1 protein-coding gene is annotated in these 255 nt (G+C 68.6%); it reads left to right on the forward strand.

What is annotated here, in order from left to right:
• On the forward strand, window positions 1–255 hold a 255-nt coding region (locus RM590_RS36295; protein ID WP_311708830.1), incomplete at both ends, for a transposase.

Raw genomic sequence — 255 nt, forward strand, 5'->3', positions numbered from 1 at the left:
AGTGAACTGCGGCTGGATCCTTGCCGCAAACCTCGCAAGTGATCTCGACGCCTGGGTGCGGCTGCTGGCCCTGCACGACATCGAGGACCTGACCGACGCCGAACCGGACACCATGCGCTTCCGCCTCTACCACCTGCCAGCCCGCCTCGCCGACCACGCCCGACGCCGATGGCTGCGCGTCGATGCGACCTGGCCCTGGGCCCAAGCGTTCACCACCTGCTGGCAACGGCTCACCACACTCCCGGCCGTCACCTG

Origin of the sequence: Streptomyces litchfieldiae, from assembly GCF_031845365.1 — a bacterium.
Taxonomy (GTDB): Bacteria; Actinomycetota; Actinomycetes; order Streptomycetales; family Streptomycetaceae; genus Streptomyces; species Streptomyces litchfieldiae.